At 71.1% G+C, this 23,057-nt stretch carries 16 protein-coding genes and 1 pseudogene; 7 read left to right on the top strand and 10 right to left on the bottom strand.

The window, feature by feature from the left end:
* Position 1 precedes the first annotated feature (1 nt).
* A pseudogene (locus K1T34_RS29620) lies at positions 2-616 on the top strand (hypothetical protein); the annotation flags it as partial.
* Between the two features lie 847 nt (positions 617-1,463).
* On the top strand, positions 1,464-2,789 hold the full coding sequence (locus K1T34_RS29615; RefSeq protein WP_220238048.1) for a wax ester/triacylglycerol synthase family O-acyltransferase: 1,326 nt from the start codon (positions 1,464-1,466) through the stop codon (positions 2,787-2,789).
* Positions 2,790-2,793: 4 nt separating this feature from the next.
* Here K1T34_RS29615 and K1T34_RS29610 read toward each other — a convergent pair whose 3' ends face one another.
* The 4 genes from K1T34_RS29610 to gltB all read right to left on the bottom strand — a co-directional run bounded on the left by K1T34_RS29610 (position 2,794) and on the right by gltB (position 11,091).
* Positions 2,794-4,185 carry a class II 3-deoxy-7-phosphoheptulonate synthase gene (locus K1T34_RS29610; RefSeq protein ID WP_220238047.1) on the bottom strand — a complete coding sequence of 464 codons (1,392 nt, stop codon included), beginning with the start codon at positions 4,183-4,185 and terminating at the stop codon, positions 2,794-2,796.
* A gap of 179 nt (positions 4,186-4,364) precedes the next feature.
* The gene (locus tag K1T34_RS29605; RefSeq protein WP_220238046.1) at positions 4,365-4,679 is read right to left on the bottom strand and encodes a hypothetical protein; all 315 of its coding nucleotides are present in this window, start codon (positions 4,677-4,679) and stop codon (positions 4,365-4,367) included.
* A gap of 369 nt (positions 4,680-5,048) precedes the next feature.
* Entirely contained in the window at positions 5,049-6,557 is a 1,509-nt protein-coding gene (locus K1T34_RS29600; RefSeq protein WP_220238045.1) for a glutamate synthase subunit beta, read from the bottom strand.
* The gene (gltB, locus tag K1T34_RS29595; RefSeq protein WP_220238044.1) at positions 6,550-11,091 is read right to left on the bottom strand and encodes a glutamate synthase large subunit; all 4,542 of its coding nucleotides are present in this window, start codon (positions 11,089-11,091) and stop codon (positions 6,550-6,552) included. The genes K1T34_RS29600 and gltB overlap by 8 nt, the downstream gene beginning before the upstream one ends.
* 372 nt (positions 11,092-11,463) lie before the next feature.
* Here gltB and K1T34_RS29590 point away from each other — a divergent pair, with 372 nt between their 5' ends.
* From K1T34_RS29590 to K1T34_RS29575, 4 genes are all read left to right on the top strand, one after another.
* Positions 11,464-12,249: an SDR family oxidoreductase gene (locus K1T34_RS29590; RefSeq protein WP_220238043.1), complete on the top strand. Its 786-nt coding sequence runs from the start codon at positions 11,464-11,466 to the stop codon at positions 12,247-12,249.
* A 133-nt stretch (positions 12,250-12,382) separates the two neighbouring features.
* Positions 12,383-12,712 (top strand): hypothetical protein, encoded by a 330-nt coding sequence (locus K1T34_RS29585; RefSeq protein ID WP_220238042.1) that lies wholly within the window; start codon positions 12,383-12,385, stop codon positions 12,710-12,712.
* A 629-nt stretch (positions 12,713-13,341) separates the two neighbouring features.
* Positions 13,342-14,148, top strand: coding sequence for a hypothetical protein (locus tag K1T34_RS29580; protein WP_220238041.1), 807 nt, complete (start codon positions 13,342-13,344; stop codon positions 14,146-14,148).
* A 14-nt stretch (positions 14,149-14,162) separates the two neighbouring features.
* The gene (locus K1T34_RS29575) at positions 14,163-15,005 is read left to right on the top strand and encodes a hypothetical protein (protein ID WP_220238040.1); all 843 of its coding nucleotides are present in this window, start codon (positions 14,163-14,165) and stop codon (positions 15,003-15,005) included.
* A gap of 69 nt (positions 15,006-15,074) precedes the next feature.
* Here the strand turns inward: K1T34_RS29575 and lgt are convergent, their stop codons facing one another.
* The 4 genes from lgt to K1T34_RS29555 all read right to left on the bottom strand — a co-directional run bounded on the left by lgt (position 15,075) and on the right by K1T34_RS29555 (position 20,005).
* Complete coding sequence (gene lgt / locus K1T34_RS29570; protein WP_220238039.1) at positions 15,075-16,166, bottom strand: prolipoprotein diacylglyceryl transferase; 1,092 nt, start codon at positions 16,164-16,166, stop codon at positions 15,075-15,077.
* A 91-nt stretch (positions 16,167-16,257) separates the two neighbouring features.
* Positions 16,258-17,433 (bottom strand): M20 family metallopeptidase, encoded by a 1,176-nt coding sequence (locus K1T34_RS29565; RefSeq protein ID WP_220238038.1) that lies wholly within the window; start codon positions 17,431-17,433, stop codon positions 16,258-16,260.
* Entirely contained in the window at positions 17,430-18,569 is a 1,140-nt protein-coding gene (locus tag K1T34_RS29560; protein ID WP_220238037.1) for an amidohydrolase family protein, read from the bottom strand. Before K1T34_RS29560 ends, K1T34_RS29565 begins: the two co-directional genes overlap by 4 nt.
* On the bottom strand, positions 18,566-20,005 hold the full coding sequence (locus tag K1T34_RS29555; RefSeq protein ID WP_255637674.1) for an APC family permease: 1,440 nt from the start codon (positions 20,003-20,005) through the stop codon (positions 18,566-18,568). The genes K1T34_RS29560 and K1T34_RS29555 overlap by 4 nt, the downstream gene beginning before the upstream one ends.
* Before the next feature lie 89 nt (positions 20,006-20,094).
* Between K1T34_RS29555 and K1T34_RS29550 the strand changes: the two genes are divergently transcribed.
* Positions 20,095-21,459, top strand: coding sequence for a glutamine synthetase family protein (locus tag K1T34_RS29550; protein ID WP_220238036.1), 1,365 nt, complete (start codon positions 20,095-20,097; stop codon positions 21,457-21,459).
* A 2-nt stretch (positions 21,460-21,461) separates the two neighbouring features.
* Here the strand turns inward: K1T34_RS29550 and K1T34_RS29545 are convergent, their stop codons facing one another.
* Complete coding sequence (locus tag K1T34_RS29545) at positions 21,462-22,130, bottom strand: peptidoglycan recognition family protein (protein WP_220238035.1); 669 nt, start codon at positions 22,128-22,130, stop codon at positions 21,462-21,464.
* Positions 22,131-22,182: 52 nt separating this feature from the next.
* Entirely contained in the window at positions 22,183-23,010 is an 828-nt protein-coding gene (locus K1T34_RS29540) for a MarR family transcriptional regulator (protein WP_255637673.1), read from the bottom strand.
* Between the last annotated feature and the right edge of the window lie 47 nt (positions 23,011-23,057).

Below are 23,057 nucleotides of genomic sequence, written 5' to 3'. Positions count from 1 at the left end.
CATGAGCTTCTTCACGGACGGTCCTCGTGAACGCCCCCTGTTCCCCGTGCGGGAGCAGGAGCTGTTCGGCTACGAGGGCCGTCCGTGGATGGGCCCGCCGAACGACCACATCGTCCCGGCGCTCCTGCCGTGGGCGCGGCCGCTCGGCCGTTCCGAACGCACGATCGTCGCCCTGCGCGGCATCGAGGTCTGGCCGGAAGCCCTGACGCTGCGCCTGGCGGTGTACTCGCGAGACAGCCTGCAGGAGGGCCGCAGCGGCTCCCTCATCGACCACCGGCGGATCCCGGACTACAACGCGCTGCTCGTCGGCGTGCTGTACCCGGACGGGAGCCGGGCCAGCTCCGAGTCGATCTCGGTGCCGTCGGCTTCGGAGCCCGCGCAGCCGGTCCTGCGCGCCGTGGGTGGCGGCGGGACGCAGTTCCACCTGGACCACCAGATCTTCTTGTGGCCATTGCCGGGGGACGGGCCGTTCACGTTGGTGATCCAGTGGCTCGACCGCGACATCAAGGAAACGCACACGGAGCTGGACGGCGCGGCGATTCGGGCGGCGGCGGAGGAGGCCGGGGAGTTGTGGCCTGGGCTGCCGAAGCGGCCGGGCAACGGGGTGGCGCTGCGGAACGCCGCGGCCGCGGATTCCGGTGCTGCTCCTGGTGTGGCTTCCGGTTCCGGTGCGGCTCCTGGTGTGGCCTCCGGTTCCGGGGCCGACGGCGCGCTTCCGGTGCGGGCCCCGGAGTCCGCCGAGCCACTTCCCCGCCGCGACGCTGCCGACAGCGCCGCACCCGGCGAGCGCCTGCCGCAACGGTCTCCCTCGGTGCTGCTTCCGCGCCTGGCCGGCGAAGCTTCGCTGCTCCCCCGCCGCAACGTCGCCCTCGGCCCTGACCGCCCGGTACCGCGCCCGCCCGGCACGGCCTCACCGCTGCCCCGGCGCACCCCCACCCGCGCCGGCAGCCCACTCATCGCACACCCCCCGAACGGCCTGGCCGAGCCACCGCCGCACCCCGCGCAGACGGCACCTCCGCGCCCGCCCGCCGAGCCCCCACCACTTTCCCGCCGCAACACCGACGACAGCCCGACAGTCGCGCTGCCCACACCCGCCGCAGCCGACCCGCTCCCGCAGCCGTCCCGGCCGGCACCGCCGCAGTCGGCCGGCGATACACCGCCCCTGCCCCAGCGCAACGCCGCCACTCACACCCCCGCGCCACTCCCCCAGCCGTCGGCACCGCAGTCGCCCGGCGAAGCGCTCACCGTGGCGCAGCCGCCCGCGTTGCCGCAGCCGTCAAGGCCGGCGAAGGAGGAGAAGCCGGCACGGGGTGGGTGGGCGCGGCGGTGGGGTGCGCGTGACCCGGGTGAGTGAAACCGCGGGTCGTTAGCGCCCGCGAAACACGGTGACCACCCTCCCGTCATGTCAAGGTGGTGTCGTGGGGCGCATCCCACTCTTGCCCAGCCGCACGAGGACGGTCGCGATGGTTCGTACCCCGCTCAGCCCGCTCGACGTCGCGTTCCTGTGCCTGGAAAGCGAAACCGCGCCGATGCACATGGGTGCGGTACTGGTGTTCACCTCTCGCGGGCGAGCCGACGGCGCGGAGCTCACGGCGCTGCTCGCGTCGCGCGCGGAAAAAATGCCGCAGCTGCGCCGAAAAATGCGCACCGAGCTGTTTCCGCCCGGTTCCGCGACTTGGTCGGATGATCCGGATTTCGTTGCGGCACAACATATCCACCACCACGAGCTGAGCACGCTGTACGACCCCGACCCGCTCACGGACTTCGCCGCGCAGTGGATCGCTGAACCGCTCGACACGAGCCGTCCGATGTGGGATCTGACCGTGGCGACCGGGCTGCCCCAGGGTGGTTTCGCCGTGTTGCTCAAGCTGCACCACGCCCTCACTGACGGCGAAGGCGCGTACGCGGTGACCGTCGGCCTGCTCGACGGCCTGGCCGTCGCGGACCGCACCCTCGCCCGTGCGTCCGGACCGGCGCCGATCCCGCGGCCGCGTTCGGCGCTGCACAGCGTGAAAGACAGCGTGAAAGACACCCTCGCGCACGCCGGGGAGACGGCCGGGATCGCGACGTCGCTCGTCCGTGCGGCGCGGCCGCCCCTGTCGCCCGTATCGGCGCCCGCGTCGGCCGAGCGGCGCCTGGGGTTCGTGCGGCTGCCCACCGCCGACATCCGCCGCATCCGCCGCGCACACGGCGGCACGGGCAACGACGTCGTGCTCGCCGTGCTGGCCGGGGCGCTGCGCGAGTGGCTGGTCAACCGCGGCAAACGCGCCGACGGGCGCACCCTGCGGGCGCTGATCCCGGTGAGCGTGCGCGGCCGTTCGAGCGGCCAGGTCGGCGGCAACAAACTGTCCGGCTACCTGTGCGACCTGCCGATCGGCGAGGACGACCCCGTCGAGCGCCTGCACCTGGTGTGCCGCGCGATGACCCGCAACAAGGCCGCCGGCCCGGCCCGCGGCGCCGGCGCGTTCCCGCTGCTCGCCGACCGCGTGCCCACGGTGCTGCACCGCCTCGGCACGAAAACGGCCGGGCTGGCCACGCCGCTGCTGTTCGACCTGGTCGTGACCACCGTGCCGCTACCGGCCGCGCGCCTCACCCTCGCGGGCGCGCCCCTGGCGCAGGTGTACCCCTTTGTGCCGCTGGCCCCGCGCCACGCCGTGGGCATCGCCGTCGCCACCTACCGCGACGGCGTCCACATCGGACTCCAGGCGAACGCCGAGGCCGTCCCCGACCTCGGCGGCCTGCGCGACGCGGTGCTGAAGTCCACCGCGGTGCTGCTGAACACCGTTTAGGGACTCAGCCCCGCAGCATCTCCGCCACGAGGAACGCCAGCTCGAGCGACTGCTGGGTGTTCAGCCGCGGGTCGCAGGCGGTTTCGTAGCGGCCGGAGAGGTCGACGTCGGAGATTTCCTGGGCGCCGCCGAGGCATTCGGTGACGTCTTCGCCCGTGAGTTCCACGTGGATGCCGCCCGGGTAGGTGCCGAGCTTGTGGTGCACCTCGAAGAAGCCCTGCACCTCGTCGACGATGCGGTCGAAGTGGCGGGTCTTGTAGCCGGTGGACGACTCGTGCGTGTTGCCGTGCATCGGGTCGCACTGCCAGATGACCTTGTGGCCCGAGGCCTCGACCTTCTCGACGATCGCGGGCAGCACCTCGCGGACCTTGCCGTTGCCCATGCGCGAGATGAGCGTGAGCCGGCCCTCTTCGTGGCGCGGGTCGAGGCGCTCGACGTACTCCAGCGCCTGCTCGGGCGTGGTCGTCGGGCCGATCTTGAGGCCGATCGGGTTGGACAGCAGCTCCGCGAACGCGATGTGCGCACCGTCGAGCTGGCGGGTGCGCTCGCCGATCCAGAGGAAGTGCGAGGACAGGTTGTACAGCTTGGGGTTGGCCGCGTCGGCGTTGTCCAGGCGCAGCAGGGCGCGCTCGTAGTCGAGCAGCAGGGCCTCGTGGCTGGCGAAGATCTCGGTGGACTGCAGCGACGTGTCGGTGACGCCGCAGGCGTTCATGAACCGCAGGCCGCGGTCGATCTCGTTGGCGAGCGCTTCGAAGCGCTGCGCCGCCGGCGAGGCCGACACGAAGTCCTTGTTCCAGTCGTGCACCTGGTGCAGGTCGGCCATGCCGGCGCCGGTGAGGGCGCGGACCAGGTTCATGGCGGCACCCGCGTTGGCGTACGCGCGGATCATGCGGCCCGGGTCGGGCACGCGCAGCTCGGGCTTGGGCACCAGCGAGTTGATGATGTCGCCGCGGTACACGGGCAGGCCCAGCGCGTCGGTGGCCGCCGAACGAGGCTTCGCGTACTGGCCGGCGATGCGGCCCATCTTCACCACGGGCAGGCTCGCGCCGTAGGTGAGGACCACGGCCATCTGCAGCAGCGTGCGCAGGTTGGCGCGGATGTGGGGCTCGGTGTTGGACTCGAACGTCTCGGCGCAATCGCCGCCCTGCAGCAGGAAGGCCTCGCCGCGCGCGACCATCGCGAGCCTGCTCTGCAGCCGGTCGATCTCGGCGGGCACGGTGATCGGCGGCACGCTCTCCAACACGCCCCGGACGCGCTTGGCCAGCTCGACGTCAGGCCACTCGGGCTGCTGCGCGGCGGGCAGGGCCAGGGCCGCGTCGAGGCGCGAACGCAGCTCGGGCGGAAGCGGCGGGAGCTCGGGAAGCGTGTCGACGGGAACGTCCACTGTCCAGTTCACGGCTCCCAGGATAAGGTTCGCCGCCCGCGTGGTTCCGGGAGGGCGGCGCGGGTCACACGTCCGGTTCGTCCTGGCAGGTACAGCGCGACGGGTCGCCGCGACGAGAAATCTGCTTCACGTTTCGCCCACCGCCGACGGCGGGCTCCGGGAGAACGGCCCCGTCCGCCCGGAGCCGGGCCTCAGTTGCGCACCGTCAGCTTCTCGATCGAGCCCGACGGCTTTCCCGTGCTCGGCGACGTACCGTGGTTGGCGATGTACGCGTCGTCGCCGTCGATCGCGAGGCCGGTGGCCTGGGCCAGGCCGGCGGACGCGAGCACGGTCTTCTTGCCGTTCTTCTCGATCCGCGTCAGCACGCCGTCCGAGGGCGGCGCGGCGATGCCGTCCTTGGCAAAGGTCACCACGAGCAGCCGGCCCTTGCGGTCGAACGCCAGGTCGGTGAGCGCGGTGAGCCCGTCGGCGTAGATCTTCGGGGCCCAGCTTGGGCTTCTTGCCATCGATGAACGAGAGCCGGCCCAAGGCGTCGCCCTGTGCACCGAACAGGTTGGCGCCGGTCTTCGGGTCGATGTTGAGCGTCTGGCCGAGGATCGCCATGGTGCCGCGGACGAACTCGACGTCCGCGGGGCCGGCGCCGGCCCTGCCGTCGGTCCCGGCCGCGGACGGCAGGTTCTTCACGACCTGCTTCAGCTTGCCGTGGTCGAGCACCGAAACGGCACCGGTCTTGCCGAAGCTCCACTCTCGACGGTCAGCGGCGACCACCGTGTGTGCCGGGAAGTTCACCCGCGCCAGGGCACCGCTGAAAAACAGGCCCCCAGCGCGCCATTGCGCTGGGGGCCTGCAGAACGTGGGGCCTGGAGGACGAGGGGTCAGACCACGGCGAGCGGCAACGCCGTCGGGTGCACCGGCGACGGCAGGTCCGAGTCGCCCATGAGGAACGCGTCCACGGCATTGGCCACGGACCGCCCCTCGGCAATGGCCCACACCACCAGCGACGCGCCGCGGTGGGCGTCGCCGCAGACGAACACGCCCGGCGTCCCGGTCTGCCAGTCGGCGCCGCACGACAAAGTGCCGCGCCGCGTCAGGGAAAGGCCGAGACCGTCGAGCAGCGGCATCCGCTCCACGCCCTCGAAGCCGATCGCCAGCAGCACCAGGTCGGCGGGCAGCACCTCGACCTCGTCGCTGGTCGGCACGACCTCGCGCCGGCCCGTCTCCGGGTCCTTCATCACGCGGACCTGCTGCAGCTCAAGGGCCTTGACGTTGCCGGCGCCGTCGTCGACGAACCGCTTCACGGCCACGGCGAACTTGCGCTCGCCGGCCTCCTCGTGCGCCGGGTAGGTGCGCAGGATGTAGGGCCACGTCGGCCACGGCGAGCGGTCGTCGTCGCGGCTCGTCGGCGGCACGGGGTACTGGTCCAGCTGCGTCACCGACAGCGCGCCCTGGCGGGTGGCCGTGCCGTAGGAGTCGGCGCCGGTGTCGCCACCGCCGATCACGACCACGTGCTTGCCGGCCGCGTCGATCGGCGACGGGCCGTCGCCCTCCACGAACCGGTTGGCGGGCACGAGGTGCTCCATCGCGAGGTGGACCCCGCGCAGCTCCCGGCCCGGCGTGGTCTGGTCGTCGCGGCCGCGCAGCGCGCCCACGGCGAGCACCACGGCGTCGAACTGCTCGCGCAGGTCCTCCACCGTCAGGTCCACGCCGACCTCGCAGCCGGTGACGAACCGCGTGCCTTCCTTGCGCAGCTGCGAGAGGCGCCGGTCGAGGACCTTCTTCTCCATCTTGAACTCGGGGATGCCGTAGCGCAGCAGGCCGCCGAGGCGGTCGTCGCGCTCGAACACCGTGACCTCGTGGCCCGCGCGGGTGAGCTGCTGCGCGGCGGCGAGCCCGGCCGGCCCGGAGCCGACCACGGCGACGCGGCGGCCCGAGGACACCTCCGACACCTGCGGCTGCACGTACCCGGATTCCCACGACTGGTCGGCGATCGTCGCCTCCACCCGCTTGATGGCCACCGGCCCGCCCGACAGCGGCGAGATCGACAGCACGCAGCCGGCCTCGCACGGCGCCGGGCACAGCTTCCCGGTGAACTCGGGGAAGTTGTTGGTGGCGTGCAGCCGGTCGCTCGCCGCGGCCCAGTCACCGCGGCGGACGAGGTCGTTCCACTCCGGGATCAGGTTGCCGAGCGGGCAACCCGTGCCGCCGGAGTGACAGAACGGGATGCCGCAGTCCATGCAGCGCGAGGCCTGCGTGCGCACGGTCTCGTTGCGCTGCGCCGGTTCGACATCGGCGTAGACCTCGCCCCAGGAGGCGAGACGGTCCTCTTTGGACCTCTTCTTCGGCTCTTCGCGCCGGTTCTTCATGAAACCCGTCGGGTCAGCCACGAGCGGCCTCCATGATCGCTTCGTCGACGTCGCGGCCGTCAGCGCGAGCTGCCTTCGCCGCGTCGAGGACCCGCTGGTAGTCGCGCGGCATCACCTTGGTGAAGGCCGCCGAACGCCGCGTCCAGTCGCCGAGGAGCGACGCGGCCACCGCCGAGCGGGTCAGGTCGTGGTGCTGCTGCACGATCTGCTTGAGCCACGCCAGGCCCTCGGAACCCGGCACGGACAGATCCACCATGTCACCGTTGACCTTGGCGCGGTCGAGGTCGAGCACGTACGCGGTGCCGCCGGACATGCCGGCCGCGAGGTTGCGGCCCGTCGGGCCGAGCACCACGGCGCGGCCGCCGGTCATGTACTCGAAGGCGTGGTCGCCGACGCCCTCGGCGACGACCGTGGCGCCGGAGTTGCGCACGCAGAAGCGTTCGCCCACCTGGCCCCGCAGGAACATCTCGCCCGCCGTGGCGCCGTACGCGAGCGTGTTGCCCGCGATCGTCTGACGCTCGGCGGAGAACACGGCTTCGGGGTCGGGCCGCACGATGATGCGGCCGCCCGAGAGACCCTTGCCGACGTAGTCGTTGGCGTCGCCGACCATGTCGAGCGTGATGCCGCGCGGGAGGAACGCGCCCAGCGACTGCCCGGCCGAACCGGTGAGCAGCACGTGGATCGTGTCCTCGGGCAGGCCTTCACCGCCGTAGCGGCGGGTGATCTCCGAGCCCAGCAGCGTGCCGACGGTGCGGTTCACGTTGCGCACCGGCAGTTCGAGGCGCACCGGGTGCGCGTCTTCCAGCGCCGCCTCGGCGAGCTGGATGAGCGTGCGGTCCAGGGCGTGCTCCAGGCCGTGGTCCTGCGCCCGTACGCGCCGCTTCGCCCCGCCGTACGGCGTTTCGGTCGGGACCTCGAAGATCGGCTTCAGGTCGAGCCCGGCCGCCTTCCAGTGCGCCTGCGCCTCGGCCGTGTCGAGCACCTCGGCGTGCCCGATGGCCTCGTCGAGCGTGCGGAAACCCAGCTGCGCCAGCGTTTCCCGCACCTCCTGGGCCACGAACTCGAAGAACTTCACGACGTGCTCGACCTGGCCGGTGTACCGCTTGCGCAGCTCGGGGCTCTGCGTCGCGACGCCGACCGGGCACGTGTCGAGGTGGCAGACGCGCATCATCACGCAGCCCGCGACGACGAGGGGGGCCGTCGCGAAGCCGTACTCCTCGGCGCCGAGCAGCGCCGCGATCACCACGTCGCGCCCGGTCTTCATGGCGCCGTCGACCTGCACCGTGATGCGGTCGCGCAAACCGTTGAGCAGCAACGTCTGCTGGGTCTCGGCGAGGCCGATCTCCCACGGCGTGCCGGCGTGCTTGAGCGAGTTCATCGGCGAGGCGCCGGTGCCGCCGTCGTGCCCGGAGATGAGCACCACGTCGGCGTGGGCCTTGGAAACGCCGGCCGCGACCGTGCCGACCCCGAGCGAGGACACCAGCTTCACGTGGACGCGGGCCTGCTCGTTGGCGTTCTTGAGGTCGTGGATGAGCTGCGCCAGGTCCTCGATGGAGTAGATGTCGTGGTGCGGCGGCGGCGAGATCAGCCCGACGCCGGGCGTCGAGTGCCGCGTGCGCGCGATCCACGGGTACACCTTGTTCGGCGGCAACTGGCCACCTTCACCCGGCTTCGCGCCCTGCGCCATCTTGATCTGGATGTCGCTGGCGTTCACGAGGTACTCGCTCGTGACGCCGAACCGGCCACTCGCGACCTGCTTGATCGCGCTGCGGCGCTCGGAGTCGTAGAGGCGCTCCGGGTCCTCGCCGCCCTCACCGGTGTTGGAGCGCCCGCCGATGCGGTTCATCGCGATGGCGAGCGTTTCGTGGGCCTCGGCCGAGATCGAGCCGTACGACATGGCGCCGGTGTTGAAGCGCTTGAGGATCGCCTCGACGGGCTCCACCTCGTCGAGCGGCACGGGCTCGCGCGCGCTGTCGCGGAACTTGAACAGCCCGCGCAGCGCGCCGCCCTCGCGATAGAGCCGGTGCACCTCTTCGGTGTATTTGCGGTAGACCTCTTCGCGCCCGGTCTTCGACGCGTGCTGCAGCAGGAACACCGTCTCCGGCGTGAACAGGTGCAGCTCGCCCTCGCGGCGGTAGGCGTACTCGCCGCCGGTGTCGAGTCCACGGTGGACACGGTCGGTCGGGTTGTCCGGGTAGGCGCGGCGGTGGCGCACCGCGACCTCCTCGGCCAGCACTTCGAGCCCCACGCCGCCGAGCTTCGACGACGTGCCGGTGAAGTACTCGTCGAGCAGGTCCTGGCTCAGGCCGAGCGACTCGAACACCTGCGCCGCCGTGTACGCGCCGACGGTGGAGATGCCCATCTTCGACATGATCTTCAGGACGCCCTTCACGAGCGCCTGCACGTAGTTGCGGATCGCCTTGCCCGACTCGATCCCCGTGATCGCGCCCTGGGCGATCATGTCCTCGATCGTCTCGAACGCGAGGTACGGGTTCACCGCGGCGGCGCCGTAGCCCAGCAACACGGCGATGTGGTGCACCTCGCGCGCGTCGCCCGTCTCCACGACGAGCGCGACGCGCAGGCGTTCCTTGGTGCGCACCAGGTGGTGGTGCACCGCGGAGACCAGCAGCAGCGACGGGATCGGCGCCATCCGGTGGTCGGAGTCGCGGTCGGAGAGCACGAGCGTGCGCGCCCCGGCGGCGATCGCCTCCGACGCCTCACGGCGTACTCGCTCGATCGCGGCGGCCAGCGCCTCAGCCCCGCCGTCCACTTCGTACAGTCCGGAAAGGACACTGCACGCGAAGCCCGGCAGGTCGCCGTCGTCGTTGACGTGGATGAGCTTGGCGAGCTCGTCGTTGTCGATGACGGGGTACGGCAGGTTCAGGTGCCGGCACGACGCGGGGCCGGGCGCGAGCAGGTTGCGCTCCGGGCCCATGATGCGCGCCATCGAGGTCACGAGCTCTTCGCGGATCGCGTCGAGCGGTGGGTTGGTGACCTGCGCGAAGTTCTGCTTGAAATACTCGTACAGCAGCCGCGAACGCTTCGACAGCGCGGCGACCGGGGTGTCGGTGCCCATCGAACCGATCGGCTCGGCACCCTTGGCGGCCATCGGCGCCAGCAGGATCTTGAGCTCTTCCTCGGTGTAGCCGAAGGCGAGCTGGCGGCGCAGCACGGAGTCGTGGCTCTGCACCACGTGGTCGCGGTCGGGCAGGTCGGCCAGCTTCAGCAGCCCGGCGTGCAGCCAGCCCTCGTACGGCTGTTCCGCGGCCAGCGCCGACTTCACCTCGTCGTCGGAGACGATCCGGCCGGCCTCGGTGTCCACGAGGAACATCCGGCCCGGTTTGAGGCGGCCCTTCGCCACGACGTCGCCGGGGGCCACGTCGAGCACGCCGGCCTCGCTGGCGAGGACCACGCGGCCGTCGACCGTCTGCCACCAGCGCGCCGGACGCAGGCCGTTGCGGTCGAGGACCGCGCCGACGAGCGTGCCGTCGGTGAACGTGACACAGGCCGGGCCGTCCCACGGCTCGATCAGGCTCGCGTGGAACTGGTAGAACGCACGCCGCGCCGGGTCCATCGTGGCGTGGTTCTCCCACGCCTCCGGGATCATCATCAGGACGGCGTGAGGCAGCGACCGGCCACCGAGGTGCAGCAGCTCCAGCACCTCGTCGAACGACGCCGAGTCCGACGCGTCGGGCGAGCAGATCGGGTACAGCCGCGCGAGGTCGCCCGGGATCAGGTCGGACTCCAGCAGCGCCTCGCGGGCGCGCATGCGGTTGCGGTTGCCGCGCACGGTGTTGATCTCCCCGTTGTGCGCCACGAACCGGAACGGGTGCGCGAGCGGCCACGACGGGAACGTGTTGGTGGAGAAACGCGAGTGAACCAGGGCGATCGCGCTCTCGAGCCGCTCGTCGGTGAGGTCGGTGAAGAACGCGGGCAGCTGCGCGGTGGTGAGCATGCCTTTGTAGACGATCGTGCGCGCTGACAGCGACGGGAAGTACGTGCCGCAGTCCGAGGCCACGCTCTCGTGCTCCACGCGCTTGCGCAGGCAGAAGACCAGCCGTTCGAGCTCCAGCCCGGCTTCCCCGCCCGGCGACGCGACGAACAGCATGGCGAAGTGCGGCATCACCGAACGCGCCGTGGGACCGATTCCGGCCCGGTCCGCGTCGACGGGGACCTCGCGCCAGCCGAGGACGTCGAGGCCTTCCTCGGCGGCGATGCGTTCGGCCAGCTCGACGGCCTTGCGGCGCTGCTCGGCGTCGCCGGGCAGGAACGCGATACCGGCCGCGTAGGCACCCGCTCGAGGCAGGACGAAGCCGGCTTCGGCGCGCAGCAGCTCGTCGGGCAGCTGCAGCAGGATGCCCGCGCCGTCACCACTCGTCGGTTCGGCGCCCGCGGCGCCGCGGTGCTCGAGGTTCGCCAGCGCGGTCAGCCCGTCGGCGACGATGCCGTGGGAGCGGCGCCCTTTGATGTCGGCCACCATGGCCACACCGCAGGAGTCCAGCTCGGTCGCCGGGTCGTAGAGACCCTGCTTGCCGGGAATGGCGGAGAAGATCATGGAAAAGGGACCTCCTTCGTCGTCTTCGTGCGAGACCGGCGAACCGGCCGTGGGGAGCGCACGGGACGACGATGGCCCGCTTGTTAGCGCGACTTTAACACCTGGGAAACACCGGAGCAGCACCTCAGAGCGCCCCGGACGGCGGTGAACGGTAACGATCTGGCTGCGCGGAACGACGTAGTTCCTGATGGCACCCAGGTCGTTCGCTTAGCTAACTATCGGATCTGGGCGGTTGCCGTCAAGTGTAACCGGGCTTTTACGCATCCGGCCTGACACAGCCGTTTCCGGCCGTTTTCCTGGGGTCTTCCCGGCTCGCGCGACCACCTGTGTGACCGATGCCGCTCGCCGGTGAAACGTGTTAGCGTCCGCCGCATGATCCTCGATCGGTTCCGCGTCACGGACAAGGTCGCGGTGGTCACCGGCGCCGGTCGCGGCATCGGCGCGGCCACCGCCGTGGCGCTAGCCGAGGCGGGCGCCGACGTGGTCATCGCCTCGCGCACCGAGTCCCAGCTGAACGAGGTGGCTGCCAGCGTGGCCGCGGCCGGGCGCCGCGCGCATGTGGTGGCGGCCGACCTGTCGGACCCGGCCGCGGCCGGCGCGCTGGCTTCGGAAGCCCTGGCCGCTTTCGGACGGCTTGACATCGTCGTCAACAACGTCGGCGGCACGTACCCGAGGCCGTTCACCGAGTCGACGACGGACTTCCTCGAGGAAGCGTTCCGGTTCAACGTCGCGACCGCCCACGCGCTGACCGTCGCCGCGACCCCGGCACTGCTCGAAAGCGGCGGTGCGGTGGTCAACATCTCGTCGATCATGGGCCGCGTGCAGGGCCGCGGCTTTCTCGCCTACGGCACGGCGAAGGCCGCGCTGTCGCACTACACGCGGCTGGCCGCCGTGGACCTCGCGCCGAAGGTGCGCGTGAACGCCATCTGCGTCGGTTCGGTGCTCACGTCGGCACTGGAACTGGTGGCGGGCAACGAAGAGATCCGCGTGAAGATGGAGAACGCGACCCCGCTGCAGCGCATCGGTTCCGCGGAGGACGTGGCTTCGGCGGTGCTGTACCTGGCTTCGCCGGCCGGCGCGTACGTGACGGGCAAGGTACTCGAAGTGGACGGTGGGCTCCAGGCGCCGAACCTCGAGCTCGGGCTGCCGGACCTCTGATCGTCCTTTGTAGACACTTGTCTGATTTGTCGGATTTCGATTTCCTATCCGGTGGATTTCCCGAAACACCCCACGCTGGGTGATCACTTCCTGCCATAGTGTTCGTCGACCGACGATCACGGGGAGGGAATCGGTGTCGGACTTCGACGTACACACCGACGTCATGCGCGAGTACGCGGACGTCGTCGACGGGCTGCACGCCCAGGTCGGCAAGATCAAGGACTACATGCGCACCACCGCGTGCGACAAGTCGGGCTTCACCGGCCTGTTCGCTTTGCTGCAGCCCGTGGTGGACCTGGTGGGCAACCTCTACGGCAGCACCCTCGACTTCGGCGACAACCGCCTCACCTCGCTGAGCCAGGGCGTCCGCTCCGCCGCCGACTCCTACGACCACCACGACGGCCAGGTCGCCGCGATCCTCAAGGAATTCGGCATCGCGATCGACGAGGTCGGCGCGAAGTGACCACCCACCACTGACTCCGACCACCACCGAGGGGGAACGACATGGCCAGGCACAGCCACCCGGGCGGGTCCGGCGGAACGACGCACCACACGCCGACGCACCCTGCCACGCCCCAGCAAGGGCACCCGAACACACCGCCGCCGCACCCGAACACGCCGCCGAACCGGCCGGGTTCGCCGCCGCAGCAGCACACCCCCGGCACGCCGGCCGGAGGACACAGTGGCTCACCCCAACCACACGGTGAAGAGGATGGTCCTCGCGTAGCTCCCGGAGGTGGTGGTCCGTGGCCCCCGCCCGACCCTCCCCACGGCGGTTCCGGCGGTCCGCCCGACCCTCCTGGTCCCGGCGGGCACGGCGGTTCCGGCGGTCCGCCTCCGGAACCGCCCGACCATGACGATGATGATGAAGAAGAGGAAAAGCCTAAGAAGAAGAAAGAAGAGGACGAAGACGACGACTCGGACGACGACTCCGATGACGGTGGCGATTCCCCGTCGTCGTCAGGCGGGGATCCGGGCGCTGCCGCCACATCGCCGAGCGGGTTCGACGAGGGCAGCTCGATCAGCGAACAGCTCCAGCCGCCCGAGGACACGTCCGGCGAGGACATCCAGGACCTCGTCAAGGAAGCCGGCGTGGAGGTCATGGCGGTCGAGTGGATCTTCCAGCAGATCACCGGCCAGACGCTCACGCAGATGTTCATCGAGCCGATCACGGGTGACTTCTCGAAGATCTCCGCCGACGCCGAGGCGTGGCGCAACATCGCCGAGGCGATGAAGGCGTTCTCGACCGTGATGGTGGGGAACGAGAAGATCCTCGGCGACAGCTGGTCGGGCCCGGCGTCGCTGGCGCACAAGGCGTACGTGGACCTCGGATGGCGCGCGGGGCTGGCCGCGGAGGCCGGGATCGCGGAGCTGATCGCCAAGGGGTTCGAGCTGCTGTCGGACACGTCGCAGAAGCTGGCGGCCAAGGCGCTCGACCTGTTGAAGAGCCTGATCGACCGGCTGCTGGTGATGGCGGCCGAGGCGTGCGTGCCGATCGCGGGGTGGATCGCCGACGCGATCACCGGGCTGTCGGAGATCCTGCCGCTCATCAACTCGTTGATCTCGATCATCGACATGATCAAGGACATCGTGCAGAAGGTCGGCGACCTGTGGAACTCGGTGAAGGACATCGGGTCGCAGCTGGCGAAGATCAAGGACGTCGGCAGCGTCTCCGACGTGATCGACATCGGCAAGGGCATCGCGGGCGACGTCGGCGACATCAAGGACAACGCCTCCGACATCGCCGGCGACGTGGGCGACATCAAGGACTCCGTGAAGGACGGCGTCGAGGAGTCCCGCGGCAACCACGAGGACAACAAGGACTACTGGGACAGCCGCAAGAGCCGTACCCCGGCGCACTCCGGCAGCGGCCGGATCAGCGGCCGCATCGACGACTGAGAGGACCCGCCGTCATGTCACGGCCCACCCCCGCGCAGGACGCGTGGAAGACGCCGGAGATCCGCGAGGCGGAATCGGCGCTCGACAGCACCGTGAGCAAGTCGCGGCAGCTGCTGAAGGACCTCGAGAAGATCCGCCTGAAGCCACTGCCGCAGACCGACACCCCCGAACGCATCGAGGCGCTCAAGACCGCCGCGTCGAAGCCCGACGCCCCGGCCGCGCTGCGCCTGGTCAAGCGCAAGGTCGACGCCGGCGAGCTGACGTGGAAGGACGTCGCGTCCGGCAAGGCCTTCGCCGACCCCGAGGTGCGCGCCCTGGCCGACGCCAAGCTCGGCGACGCGAAGGACATGTACGAGGAGATGCAGGAGGGCCTGTCGCCCGAGGAGGTCCTTGAAGCCCGCACGGGCTCGCGCGACTTCCTCGCCGACTCGAACCGCTCGACCTACCCGGCCGCCGCGGAGGAGCCGAAGGGCTTCTCGACGGACGACCCGCTGGCGAGCAGCGCTTCACCGTCGAGCCCGGCTCCGCCGCCGCCCGGCCGCCACAGCGCTCCCCCGCCGGACGACGACTTCGCCGACCCGCTGGCCGACCGCAAGCCGTCGGCACCGCCCGCGCCTCCGGCACCGCATTCGCCGCATTCGCCGCCTTCGCCCGGGCCGGACCAGGGCCGGCACGCCGTACCCCGGTACGAGGACCCGCGCTCGCGCTTCACCACCCCGGACGACGACGAGTTCACCAACCCCCTCGCCGGCCGCGGCACCCCGAAGCGCCAGGACCCGCCCTCCCCGCGCCGCCCCCGCGGCGAAGACCGCTCCGCCGGAGACGACGACTACTTCGGCGGCTCGCCGCTCGGCTGACCCCGCAACGCACGAGGTCCCCGGCTCGACTTCGAGCCGGGGACCTCGTGCGTGGTGAAAAACCGAGGGTCAGGACTTCTCAGGCTTGTCCGGATCCGAACCGGAGGAAGCGGACCCTGCGTCGACTGTGATTTCGTCGCGGGTGTCCGCGTCGGGTTCGGACGGTGGGGCGGCGGTGTCCGAAGCGGACTCCGACGGGGAAGACTCAGCCGCTTCCGCAGAATCCGCAGAGCCCGAAGCTTCAGAAGGCTCCGCGACCGCGTCACGTTCGTCCCCGCGGCTGTGCAGCGTCTCGGGCAGCTCGCGCGGGCCCTTCTTCTTCGCCAAGATCATGAACGTCACCGCGCCCAGGAACACGAGGATCGCGACCCAGACGTTCACGCGCAGGCCCAGGATGTGGTTGGCCGTGTCGGTGCGCATGAGTTCGATCCAGCAGCGGCCGAGGGTGTAGCCGGCCACGTACAGGGCGAACGCGCGGCCGTGGCCGAGCTTGAAGCGGCGGTCGGCCCACACGACGACGAGGGCGACGAGCAGGTTCCAGATCAGCTCGTACAGGAAGGTCGGGTGCACCGGGCTGTCTGCCAGCGGCACGTGGCCCACGGCGACACCGGTGAGGGCATCGGGCAAGCCGGTCGCCGGGTCGATGCGCTGGTAGATCTCCAGGCCCCACGGCAGGTCGGTGTGCGCGCCGTAGAGCTCCTGGTTGAAGTAGTTGCCGATGCGGCCGATGGCCTGGGCCGTGACGATGCCGGGGGCGAGCGCGTCGGCCAGCGCCGGCAGCGGGATGCCCTTGCGGCGGCAGGCGATCAGGGCGCCGACGCCACCGAGGGCGATGGCGCCCCAGATGCCGAGGCCGCCGTCCCAGATGGCGAAGGCGTTCCACGGGTTCTTGCCGGCCGTGAAGTACAGCTCGGGGTCGGTGATCACGTGGTAGAGGCGGCCGCCGACGAGGCCGAACGGCACGGCGAACACCGCGACGTCGATCACGGTCCCCTTGGTGCCCCCGCGCGCGGCCCACCTGCGCTCTCCCCACCAGATCGCCACGATGATGCCGGCGATGATGCACAGTGCGTAGGCACGGATCGGGATGAACCCCAGGTGCCACACACCGCGGTCGGGGCTCGGGATCGTGGCCAGGAAGGCTGCCGAGGCGGAATACACGCGGTCACCGTAGCGCGTCAATGCTCCGGTGTGGTGAGGGCGCCGCCGAAGGGTTCGTGAAGGACCGGTCACGGTCCGGTCGCGAAGGTGACTACTCGTAGCCGCCCGGCTGCAGAGCGGCGAGGTACCCGGCCATCAGGCCCCGCGCGACCTGCCCGACGGCGGCGTCCTCGGGCAGGAACACCTCGTCGTGCAGGCTGGGTGCGCCCGCGGTGTCGCCGAGGCCGACGAACAGCATCAGCCCGCGGGTGCCGGTGCCGCAGTAGTGGGCGAAGTCATCGGCGCCGAAGGAGCGGAAGTCCACGTCGACGTCGGCGCCGCCGTCGAGCAGCCAGGTCTGGGCGGCCGCCGCGAGCGCCGGGTCGTTGACCAGCACGGGCTCGCACGGGCTGATCTGCAGGTCGGCGGTGCAGCCGTACGCGCGGGCGGTGGAGTGCACGATCTCGGCCAGCACCTCCAGCGCGTGTACGCGGTCGGTCGCGCGCATGAGCCGCAGCGAGCCGAGCGCGGTCGCGGTGTTCGGGACGACGTTGGCGGCCGTGCCGGCGTGGATGCGCCCGACCGTGCAGACGGCGCCGTGCACGGGGTCGATCCGGCGGCTCGCGAGCTGCTGCAGGCTCACCACGAGCTGGCTCAGCGCCAGCACCGGGTCGCGCACGAGGTGCGGGTACCCCGCGTGGCCGCCCTGGCCGTGGAGCACGATCTCGAACTCGTCGGTCGACGCGTTCACCGGCCCGGGCGCGGCCGAGACGACGTTGTGCGCCAGCCGCGGCTGCACGTGGGCGCCGATGACGGTGTCCACGCCGAGCTCCTCCAGTGCCCCCGACTCGACGATGTCCAGCGCGCCCGAAGGCGACGTCTCCTCACGCGGCTGCAGCACCGCGACCAGCCGCCGCGGCACGCCGACGCGCCGCGCCGCCCGGCAGACGGCGACCAGCGCGGCCAGGTGCACGTCGTGGCCGCACGCGTGCATCAGTCCGGAGTCCGAGGCCCACGCCGCACCCGTGCGCTCGACGATCGGCAACGCGTCCATCTCCGCCCGCAGTGCGACGGCGGGGCCGGCGTGCTCGCCGGGCAGCTCGACCAGCCGTCCCGTCTTGGCGACGCGCGCCCCTTCGCCGGCGCCCAGCGCGGCGGCCACCACGCGCGCGGTGTCCTCCTCGTCGCCGGACGCGCGCGGGTCGGCGTGGAGCCGGTGGCGCAGCTCGACGGCATCCGGCAGCTCGTCGGCGAGAGCGGCACGCCAGCGCGCGGCCAGGTCGGTCATCGGGGCTCCAGGCGGTAGATCCGGGTGGCGTTCTCGTGGCCGGCGAGGCGGACGAGGCGCCGCGCGTCCACTTCGGACAGTGCGTCGGCGGCAAAAGCGGACCGCAGGAAGTCGGAAAGTCCTTGGCGGAACAGGGTTGTGCCGAGGTGGTAGAGCTCCGCGAGGCCGAACGCGTCGGTCGAGAACAGCAGCTTGCCGAACGGCACGAGCTCCAGCGTCTCGGCCAGGATCGCCGGCGCGCGGAAGCCGGCGTTGTGCGTGATGAGGCCCGTGTCCACGAAGACGTGCTCGAAGACCTGCGCGAGGTAGGCGGCGTTGCGGTGGAACGGGTAGTTGTGCAGCAGCAGGATCGGCACGCCCGTCTCGCGCGTGGCACGCAGGAATCCGGTGAGCAGCAAGGGATCGCACCGGTGCAGGTCCACGTCGGAATCGCCGTAGCCCACGTGGAACTGCACGGGCAGCCCGAGGTCGATACCCGTCCAGACGAGGTGGCGGTGCAGCACCTCGTCGGCCAGGCGCAGCCCCAGCCCGGCCCCGAAGCGCGAGAGCCACCGCCCGGCCGCGTCGACCACCTCGACGGCGTCGGGCCGCTCACCCGACAGCTCCAGCCCCACCCGGTACGCGGCGATCGACTTCACCCCGGCCGCGTGTTTCGCTCGTTTTTCCAGCTCCGCCTCGAAGTCCGCGGCGAACCGGCTCGCGGTCGTGCCGGCGCGCACCACGTCCTCGGCGACCTGCTCGAGCCGCACCACGTCGTGGGCACGGGCGCCGGCGAGGCGGGCGAACTCGGTGGTGCCGGTGAGCTCGTCGGGCTGGAAACCGCCGTCGAGCAGGAAGTCGGTGGTCCCCGTGCCGCGCAGGAACCGCCGGTTGACCTCGTCGGCTCCCAGCTCCGCTCGCCGTGCGAGGTACTCGTCGGCCGGCGCGTGCTTCGGCAGGTCGAGCACCGGCGCGCACCGCTCGCGCACGGCGAGCCCGATGAGCGAGTCGAACAGCGACGTTCCCAGCGGCGACACCGCGTCGGCCTCCGTGAGCATCCGCTCGAAGCCCTCGCGTTCCACCTCGCCCGTCACCACTCCGTGGCAGTGGTGGTCCACCAGCGGCGCCTCCGCGACGAAGTCCAGCACCTCGCTCATCGGCCTCCTTCGGTGACGCCCAGCCGTTCCCCCACCCTACGGGCGAAGCCGGGCGCCGCGAGGACCAAGACCACGGCCAGCACGAGCACCGCGCCCGCCGCGACGGGGAACCAGCGGGCCGGGCCCTCGGTCGGGTAGGGGACGACGTTGACGTACACCGTGTAGCCCAGCAGCGCGAGCGCGCCGAGGGGGAAGATCAGGTGCCACCACGGGACGTGCATGCGGCGGCGCACGAAGAGCAACAGGATGGCGCCGAGGGTGGTCAGCAGGTAGATGACCAAAAGGATCAACGTGCCGATGGATCCCGACCACGCGAAGGTGTCCGCCGCCGTCGCGCCGAAGAACACGGCGCACACGACGATGATCAGCGCGGCCGCCAGGGCGACGGTCGTGACGGCGATGACCGGTGTGCCCTTCGGGGACGTGCGGCCGATGCCGCGGCCGTCGAAGGCGTCGCGGCCCAGGGCGAAGAGCAGGCGCGAGCCGCCGACCACGCAGGCGAGGCAGCAGCCGAACGCGCTGATCGCGGCGCCCACACTGATCACGTCGCCGGCCCACGAGCCGACGAACGTGCTGCCCAGGTCGCCGAGCAGGGAGGGCGAGTCGTGGAAGGCCTGGGCGTCGGAGCGGAACGCCATCATCTCCACGGCCGTCACGATCACGAAGAAGGCGCCGCCGAAGATGGCCGTGCCGAGGATGGCGCGCGGGATGTTGCGGCGCGGGTCGCGGGTCTCCTCGCCGAGCGTCGCGGCGGCTTCGAAGCCCGCGAAGGACAGGAAGCCGAACACGGCGCCGAGGAACACGCCGGACAGGCCGATGTCCGGCGTGAAGGTGAACACGGACATCGTGAAGTGGGCGTCGTTGGGTGCGTTGCCGGCGATCAGGCGGACCAGGATCACGGCGGTGACCAGGAGGATCACCGCGATCGTCGCGCCTTCCACGGCGAGCAGCGTCGACGTGCCTCGGCGCGCGGGCGCCACCGCGAGCAGCCAGCTGCCGACGAGCGCGACGCCCGTGAGCACGAACGGCCCCCACCAGGGCGGGTTCGGCCAGATCCCCACCTGCGTGAGGAACGCCGTGCCGAGCGTGCCCGCGGCCGAGCTCGTGACCACGGCGTAGAAGGTGTACGTGCCGAGCAGCCCGATGCCGGACACCACACCGGCGCGCGGGCCGAGCGTCGCGCCGACGAACGCGTAGACCGAGCCCGCGTGGTGGTAGTGCTGGCAGAGGCGGACGAAGCCGTAGGCGACCAGCAGCACGCCGGCGGCCGAGAGCAGGAAAGCCAGCGGCACGGCCCGCCCGGCGGCGGCCGCGGTCTGCTGGGGGTTGATGTTGGCGGCCATACTCGGCGCCATGAGCGCCACGGACAGGCCCACGGCCTGCCACACCGACAGGGTGCGCCGCAGCGCTGGACGGGTTTCGACGATGTCTGACACGATGCGCTCCTTCGTCCGGAAGCAGCAGGTGGTCCCACGGCCGCCGAGGACGACGGCGTGAACTACACAGTGAACATCGCGGGGGCAGGATGAGCCAGCTCGATCGGGTTGAACTTTCCAGGCGGGGTGCCGAGGAGGCTGCGCTGCTGGGCCGTTCGGGGGTCGAGCTGGTGGCGCTGACCTTCGTCGACAACTCCGGCATCTCCCGTGTGAAGGCGGTGCCGGTGAGCCGGCTCGCCGAGGTCGCGGCGTGGGGCGTGGGCGCGTCGAACTCGTTCGACTTCTTCCTGTGCACTGACACGATCACGTCGGGCGCGTACTCGCTCGGCCCCGTCGGCGACCTGCGGCTGCACCCGGACCTCGACGCGCTCACGGTGCTCGACGCGCAGCGGGGGTGGGCGTGGGCGCCGGCCCTGCGCTACGACCAGGAAGGCGAGCCGCACCCGCAGGACTCGCGGGCGCTGGCGGCGACGGCGGTGGCAAAACTGGCCGGCCGCGGGTACTCGGCGCGGATGGCGTTCGAGCTCGAGTGGGTGGTCGCCGGGCCGGGCGGGGCGCCGGTGGCGGGGCCCGCGTACGGGTATTCGCGGCTGGCCGAGCAATCGGCATACGTGCGGGATCTGGTGTCTGCTTTGGACAGTCAGGGCCTCGGCGTCGAGCAGGTGCACCCGGAATACGCGGCGGGGCAGTTCGAGGTTTCCGTGGCCGCCGACGATCCCGTGCGGGCTGCGGACGTCGCGGTGCTGGCGCGGGAGACGATCCGCGCGGTGGGGGTGAACCACGGGTTGAAAACGTCGTTCACGCCGAAGTTCGCGCCCGGCGGCGTGGGCAACGGCGGGCACGTGCACTGCAGCCTGTGGGAGGGCGAGCGGAACCTGTGCGCCGGCGGCGCCGGGGTGTTCGGGCTGAGCGAGGTCGCCGAGTCGTTCGCCGCGGGGATTTTCGGGCGGTTGCCGGCGTTGCTGGCCGTCGGGGCTCCGTCGGTCGTGAGCTACCTGCGGCTCGAACCGCACCACTGGGCCGGGGTGTACACCGCGTGGGGCCTGGAAAACCGGGAAGCACCGCTGCGGTTGGTGCGCGGCCCGGCGGGGAAACGGGACACAGCCGCGAATTTCGAAGTGAAGTGTTTTGATCTCACGGCTAACCCGTATCTGGTCGTGGCCGCGTTGCTGTTCGCGGGAATCGCGGGGCTCGATTCCGCGACACGGTTGCCGGAGCCGGTGGAGGTGGATCCGGGGACGTTGTCGGCCGGGGACGCCGCCGCCGCGGGAGTGGTGCGCCTCCCCCGCTCACTGGAGCAGGCCGTGGCCGCGTTCGTCGCCGACGACGTGCTGAAATCGGCCTTCGGCGCGGAACTGGCGACGACGTTGATGGACGTGCGCCGCGGCGAGATCGACGAACTGGGCGGGCTCGACGCCGAAGAGCTGTGCGACGTGATGCGCTGGCTCCACTGAGTTCAGCCGAGCAGGCCGCCGACTTCCGCACGCAGCTGCGGCAGCTTCGCGTAGAGCTTGTCGCCCGGGCATTCGGTGTTGTAGTAGTCGCGGTGGCCCTTGATCTCCTCGACGGGGATGCCGTACTGCTCGCAGACGTACGCGATGAAGACGACCAGCGAATCCCACTGCGCTTGCGGCGGTTCGACCGAGGTGTACGTGCCTTCGTTCTCGATGCCGATCGCGTTGTCGTTCTGGCCCGGGCAGTGTGCGGCGCGCACGATCTGGTTGCCATTGCGCAGCGCGTCGAGGCTGCCGTGGCGGCCTTCCATGCGGTAGCCGCCGCGGGAGATCGTGAAGTGCTGACCGGTGTCGGACCAGCCGTTGTTGTCGATGTGGTCGGCCTGGTCGTCGCGCGCGACCTGAAACGCGTGGGCCAGCGAATAGTCCGTGCTGTTGGGGCACGCGATGTGGTGCACGAGCACGCGGTTCGCCGGGTGGTCGAGCGTCGTCAACGGATCGGCGGGCGGCCGGGCACCCCATTCGGCGCAGCTGTAGATGCGGGGCTCTTGTCGTTGGCTTTGCCCGGCTGCTCGGGCAAGGCCAGGCAGGATCAGGCCCGCGGCGGTCGCGGCGGTGAGGCCGGCGGCGCCACGGAGGAACGAACGCCGAGGGAGGTGGGTGAAGGTCATGCCGCCGAGGGTCGGTGGTGGGCGTACATGATCCATACAAATGGCCCGTTCGTCACTGTGACCCCGTGGCCACCACCTTCGCCGTGATCGGCTCGAGTGCGGCGATCAGCTCGTCGAGCTCGGCGGGCGACAACGTGTCGTACGGCGCCGCGGCGAGGTCATCGGTCAGGGTCTCGATGCGTTGCTTGGTCTCGCGCCCCGCGTCGGTGAAATGGCCCGCCGCGTCGACGAGGCCGCGTGAGCGCAGGCCGGCCATGACCGCAGCCAGCCGAGCCTTCGGCAGGTGCTGGACACGCCCGAAGGATTCCGGGGGGTGGATGCCCATGTCGAGCGCCGAGAGCACGTGGGCTTCCGTGCCGCCGATGCCCGCGGCGAGGAGGGCGGCGATGTGGCCGTCACCGCGGTGTTCGCGGAGCATGGTCGCCGAGTGCCACAGGCGGGCGACAGGGTCGGTGGGCACCGGGAGGGCGCGCATGCCGGCGAACATCACGCGGCCCGCGGTGGGCGTGTTGACCGCGGCCTGGGTCGTCAGCTCGGCGGCGCGTACCAAACCCGGCGAGGAAGCCAGCTCCTCACCGAGGATCCGGCGCAACGAGGCCGCGCTGCCTCGCTCGCGCGCGGCGAAGGAGGCCTCGGGCGGGATCGTCTCCCACGCACTCGGGATGTGCCGCTCGACCTCGCCGTCGGCGAAGTTGTAGAAGGCCGCGTGCACGACCTGCGCCGGCACGCGCCCCAGCGGAGCGGCGCGGCTGGCGAAGTAACCGTCCCAGTAGGTGCGGTGGCCGAGCGCGGCCAGCTCGTCGTTGCACTCGTCGGACAAGAAGGTGACCAGGCAGATCGGTTCGAGCAGGTCGAACATGCGACGGGCGGTGCGGGTCATGGCCCGCATCGTGCCAGCGACAGGTGGCCCCCGGAGCAGAACGCCGA

Source organism: Amycolatopsis sp. DSM 110486, from assembly GCF_019468465.1.
In the GTDB taxonomy this organism is placed as follows: Bacteria; Actinomycetota; Actinomycetes; order Mycobacteriales; family Pseudonocardiaceae; genus Amycolatopsis.
Note: the sequence above shows the minus strand (reverse complement) of the source record. Positions and strands in the feature narration are given on the sequence as shown.

What these genes read in the sequence shown, in the direction of transcription:
- K1T34_RS29565 (WP_220238038.1), bottom strand. Translation starts at nt 17,433, where the DNA reads ATGACCGACCTGGCCGCGCGCTGGCGTGCCGCTCTCGCCGACGAGCTG.
- K1T34_RS29575 (WP_220238040.1), top strand. Translation starts at nt 14,163, where the DNA reads ATGTCACGGCCCACCCCCGCGCAGGACGCGTGGAAGACGCCGGAGATC.
- K1T34_RS29615 (WP_220238048.1), top strand. Translation starts at nt 1,464, where the DNA reads ATGGTTCGTACCCCGCTCAGCCCGCTCGACGTCGCGTTCCTGTGCCTG.
- K1T34_RS29560 (WP_220238037.1), bottom strand. Translation starts at nt 18,569, where the DNA reads ATGAGCGAGGTGCTGGACTTCGTCGCGGAGGCGCCGCTGGTGGACCAC.
- K1T34_RS29540 (WP_255637673.1), bottom strand. Translation starts at nt 23,010, where the DNA reads ATGACCCGCACCGCCCGTCGCATGTTCGACCTGCTCGAACCGATCTGC.
- K1T34_RS29550 (WP_220238036.1), top strand. Translation starts at nt 20,095, where the DNA reads ATGAGCCAGCTCGATCGGGTTGAACTTTCCAGGCGGGGTGCCGAGGAG.
- gltB (WP_220238044.1), bottom strand. Translation starts at nt 11,091, where the DNA reads ATGATCTTCTCCGCCATTCCCGGCAAGCAGGGTCTCTACGACCCGGCG.
- K1T34_RS29545 (WP_220238035.1), bottom strand. Translation starts at nt 22,130, where the DNA reads ATGACCTTCACCCACCTCCCTCGGCGTTCGTTCCTCCGTGGCGCCGCC.
- K1T34_RS29590 (WP_220238043.1), top strand. Translation starts at nt 11,464, where the DNA reads ATGATCCTCGATCGGTTCCGCGTCACGGACAAGGTCGCGGTGGTCACC.
- K1T34_RS29605 (WP_220238046.1), bottom strand. Translation starts at nt 4,679, where the DNA reads ATGGCAAGAAGCCCAAGCTGGGCCCCGAAGATCTACGCCGACGGGCTC.